Annotated in this window: 5 protein-coding genes; 4 read left to right on the top strand and 1 reads right to left on the bottom strand. The window is 64.1% G+C overall.

All coding sequences use genetic code 11. The features are described 5' to 3' along the window. The 4 genes from hflK to EN991_RS25055 all read left to right on the top strand — a co-directional run. Positions 1 to 954 (top strand): FtsH protease activity modulator HflK (hflK, locus tag EN991_RS25070; RefSeq protein ID WP_127369765.1); only part of this gene is annotated, 954 nt, incomplete at its 5' end. Next, positions 954 to 1,922 carry a protease modulator HflC gene (locus tag EN991_RS25065; RefSeq protein WP_013531031.1) on the top strand — a complete coding sequence of 323 codons (969 nt, stop codon included), beginning with the start codon at positions 954 to 956 and terminating at the stop codon, positions 1,920 to 1,922. The genes hflK and EN991_RS25065, both read left to right, overlap by 1 nt. Positions 1,923 to 1,928: 6 nt before the next feature. Next, positions 1,929 to 2,117, top strand: coding sequence for a DUF2065 domain-containing protein (locus tag EN991_RS25060; protein WP_013531032.1), 189 nt, complete (start codon positions 1,929 to 1,931; stop codon positions 2,115 to 2,117). Positions 2,118 to 2,244: 127 nt separating this feature from the next. Continuing rightward, a complete protein-coding gene (locus EN991_RS25055; RefSeq protein WP_127369764.1) occupies positions 2,245 to 3,759 on the top strand; it encodes a DegQ family serine endoprotease in 1,515 nt (504 codons plus the stop codon). Positions 3,760 to 3,802: 43 nt separating this feature from the next. On the opposite strand, the gene EN991_RS25050 is transcribed toward EN991_RS25055, so the two are convergent. Next, positions 3,803 to 4,355, bottom strand: a 553-nt coding sequence (locus EN991_RS25050; RefSeq protein WP_164769356.1) for a GNAT family N-acetyltransferase, incomplete at its 5' end; no start/stop codon positions are given.

Here is a 4,355-nt window from a genome sequence, read left to right as displayed (position 1 = left end):
CTTCCGGGCGGCGGCGGCGCGAGCCCGGCTATCTTCGCGCTGATCGCGGCTGCACTTGTGGTGCTGTGGGCGTTCAAGGCGGTTTACACCGTGCAGCCCGATGAGGTCGCGGTCGAACTGCGCTTCGGCAAGCCGAAGACCGAACTGTCGCAGCCTGGCCTGCATTTCCATTGGTGGCCGCTCGAAACCGTCGAGACGGCCAAGATTTCCGAGCAGCTCGTCGATATCGGCGGCGGCGGCGCGACAAGTGGCAATACGTCCGGGCTGATGCTTACCGGCGACCAGAACATCGTCAACGTCCAGTTCTCCGTGGCCTATCAGGTCTCCGACCCGCGCGCGTATCTGTTCGATGTGTCCGATCCCGACGGCATGCTGCGGCAGGTTGCCGAAAGCGCCATGCGTGAAGCCGTCGGCCGCCGGCCGGCGCAGGACATCTTCCGCGACGACCGCCAGGGCATTGCCGCCTCGGTGCGTGAGATCATCCAGACGACGCTGGACGGCTACAAGGCCGGTCTCAACGTCAACGCCGTCTCGATCGAGGATGCGGCACCGCCACGCGAAGTGGCCGATGCGTTCGACGAGGTGCAGCGCGCCGAGCAGGACGAGGACAAGTTCGTCGAGCAGGCCAACCAGTACTCCAATCAGAAGCTCGGGCAGGCGCGCGGCGAGGCCGCACAGATCCGCGAAGACGCGGCCGCCTACAAGAACCGGGTCGTGCAGGAAGCTGAGGGTGAGGCGCAGCGCTTCATCTCGGTCTATGACGAATATGCCAAGGCGCCCGATGTAACGCGCAAGCGCCTCTACCTGGAAACCATGGAGAAGGTTCTGAAGGATTCGAGCAAGGTCATCGTCGAGCAGGGCAACGGGCAAGGGGTCGTTCCCTATCTGCCGCTGCCGGCATTGCAGCCGAAAGCGCCGGCACCGGCCGCCCCCGTTACGGGAGGTAACCAGTGATGGCCAACCGTCTTCCCATCATCGTCGTCGCAGCAGCGGTTATCCTGTTCCTGCTCTATTCGTCGGTCTTCGTGGTCAATGCGCGCCAGCAGGCGCTGGTGCTCAGGTTCGGTGAGATTGTCGACGTCAAGAGCGAACCCGGCATCTACTTCAAGGCGCCGTTCTCGTTCTTCGACGCCGACACCGTGCAGCTGATCGAGAACCGGGTGCTGCGCTTCGATCTCGACAACATTCGCGTCCAGGTCTCGGGCGGCAAGTTCTATGAGGTCGATGCCTTCATCGCCTATCGCATCTCGGATCCGCGGGTCTTCCGCGCCGCGGTGTCCGGTCAGATCGAACTGGCCGAGGCCCGGCTCAGGACGCGTCTCGACGCTGCCTTGCGCCGTGTCTATGGTCTGCGTGATTTCGAGGCAGCACTCTCCGAAGAGCGCGGCGTGATGATGCGCGAAGTCCGCGACCAGCTCAGGCCCGATGCCACATCGCTCGGCCTGCAGATCGAGGATGTCCGCATTCGCCGCACCGATCTCACGGCCGAAGTCTCGCAGCAGACCTTCGACCGCATGAAGGCGGAACGCCTGGCGGAAGCTGCCCGGCTGAGGGCGCGCGGCAATGAGGCGGCACAGCGCATCACCGCCCGCGCCGATCGCGAAGTGGTCGAGATCGTCGCCGAAGCCCAAAAAGAGTCGGAAATCCTGCGCGGCGAGGGCGAGGCCCAGCGCAGCGCCACCTTCGCGGGAGCCTATCAGCGCGATCCGGCTTTCTTCGACTTCTACCGGTCGATGAATGCCTATGGCACGGCGCTGGACAACACCGGAACGACGATGGTGCTGTCGCCGAACTCGGAGTTCTTCCGCTTCTTCCGCAATCCCGACGGCAGCGAGGGACCGGCAAAGCCGGCTTCGCCTGCGCCAAACGCTCCGGCGACGGCACCCGCCGCGCCGGCGGCACAGCCCAGCACCGGCCAGTAGCGGCCGGTGCAGGATTTTCTTGCCGCCATGGGCCTCGTCCTCGTCATAGAGGGTCTGGTCTATGGCGGCTTTCCCGGCCTGGCCAGGAAGCTTGCCACCGAAGTGCTGTCGCTGCCCGAGAACGCGCTGCGGATTGCCGGGCTGGCGGCGATCGCGATCGGCGTCGGCATCGTCTGGCTGGTACGAGGCGCATGAGGGCGGCGATGATTTATCCTCTGCCGATAGTCATAGCCGCAAACGTGCCGTATTTTTTGCCAACATGGCGTGACGCGGCGTTTTCGTCGAAGCGCTTTTCTTTTCAAGAATACCGGGAGGCTTCTCGATGACATCCAAAACAATTTTGCGCGCGGCGCGGCGGACATTCATCACCGGCGCGGCGGCACTTCTTGTCAGCGCCGTCGCTGTCCCGTCCTTCACGGCGCCGACATTTGCCGCCGACGGGCCCGCTTCGGTCGCCGATCTGGCGCAAGGCCTGCTCGGCGCGGTGGTCAACATATCGACCTCGCAGACGGTCAAGGGTACCGAAGGCCCGGGCGCGGTGCCGATGCCGCAATTGCCCGAAGGTTCGCCCTTCCAGGATTTCTTCGACGATTTCTTCAAGAACCGCGGCGGTGACAAGGACAACGGCTCGCAGAAGGTGCAGTCGCTGGGCTCCGGCTTCGTCATCGATGCCGAGCAAGGCATCGTCGTCACCAACAACCATGTCATTGCCGATGCCGACGACATCGAGGTCAATTTCTCCGATGGCGTCACCTTGAAGGCGACGCTGGTCGGCACCGACACCAAGACCGATGTCGCCGTGCTCAAGGTCGATCCGAAAGGCCACAAGCTGACGGCGGTGAAGTTCGGCGATTCCACCAAGATGCGCGTCGGCGACTGGGTGATGGCGATCGGCAATCCGTTCGGCCTCGGCGGCACGGTGACGGTCGGCATCGTCTCGGCCCGCAACCGCGACATCAATTCCGGCCCCTATGACGACTTCATCCAGACCGATGCCGCGATCAACCGCGGCAATTCCGGCGGACCGCTGTTCAACAGCGCGGGCGAAGTCATCGGCATCAACACGGCGATCATCTCGCCATCCGGCGGCTCGATCGGCATCGGCTTCTCCATCCCGTCGCAGCTCGCGTCCGGTGTCGTCGACCAGTTGCGCCAGTTCGGCGAGACGCGGCGCGGCTGGCTCGGCGTGCGCATCCAGCCGGTGACCGACGACATCGCCGAAAGCCTCGGCATGGCGACCGCAAAGGGTGCGCTGGTTGCCGGCGTGATCAAGGGCGGCCCGGTCGACAATGGCACGATCCAGGCCGGCGACGTCATCATCAAGTTCGACGGCAAGGATATCCATGAGATGCGCGACCTGCCACGTGTCGTCGCCGAAAGCCCTGTCGGCAAGGCGGTCGACGTGCTGATCGTGCGCAAGGGCGTTGAACAGACGGTGAAAGTGACCCTCGGCCGGCTCGAGGATGGCGAGAAGGCCGCCAACGCCGAGGAGGGCAACACCGACCAGGACAAGGGCGACAAGGCTCCGGCCGTTTCCACTGCCTCGGTGCTCGGCATGACGGTCGGCGAACTGAACGACGAGACACGCAAGAAGTTCAGCATTGCGGCCGATGTTTCGGGCGTCGTCATCACCGACGTCACCAAGGACTCGGCCGCCGCCGAACGCGGCATCCAGCCCGGCGAGGTGATCACCGAGATCGCACAGGAATCGGTTGCTACCCCCAAGGACGTCATGGACCGCATCGGCGCCTTGAAGGAACAGGGGCGCAAGAATGCGTTGCTGATGCTGGCCTCGAAGACCGGCGAGCTCAGGTTCGTGACGATCAGGATGGACTGAGGTCCGGAAGATCGACAACACGACAACACTGAAAAAAGGGCGGCTAGCGAGCTGCCCTTTTTCTTGCCTGCCAGTCCTGGCGCGACAGTCTGTAGAGGACATGCCGTTTGAGATGCGGATGGCTGTCGGGAATGCTGGGGTGGTCGAAATCGCCGGACGGATCCGCGCTCATGCCGAGGCGTTGCATGACGGCGGTGGAGCGGCGGTTGGCCGCGACGGCGAATGACACGATTTCATCGAGGCCAAGCGTCTCGAAGCCGTAGGCCAGCCACGCTTCGGCTGCCTCGGTGACATAGCCTTTGCCCCAGAACTCAGGTGCCAGCCGCCAGCCGATCTCGATGGTGCCGGCTGGCAGGGATGGCACATGATCGGTGTCGAGGAGACCGATGAAGCCGATGCATTCACCGGTGGCGGTGATCTCGGCGGCAGCAAAACCGTATCCGTCGTTCGTGGTCCAGGCCCGGAGCTCGTCCATCTTGGCATCCGCCTGGGCACGGTCACGGCGGAATGGAAAGAACTCCATCACCCGGTCGTCGGAGTTGATGCGGTGGAACAGGTCGCGGTCGCGATCCTCCCAGTTGCGCAGGATCAGGCGC

The sequence above is a fragment of the Mesorhizobium sp. M7A.F.Ca.US.005.03.2.1 genome, assembly GCF_003997795.1.
GTDB lineage: Bacteria > Pseudomonadota > Alphaproteobacteria > Rhizobiales > Rhizobiaceae > Mesorhizobium > Mesorhizobium ciceri.
Note: the sequence above shows the minus strand (reverse complement) of the source record. Positions and strands in the feature narration are given on the sequence as shown.

Bases quoted from the DNA above. Each gene is read 5' to 3' on its own strand.
- EN991_RS25055 (WP_127369764.1), top strand. From the start codon at position 2,245: ATGACATCCAAAACAATTTTGCGCGCGGCGCGGCGGACATTCATCACC.
- EN991_RS25065 (WP_013531031.1), top strand. From the start codon at position 954: ATGGCCAACCGTCTTCCCATCATCGTCGTCGCAGCAGCGGTTATCCTG.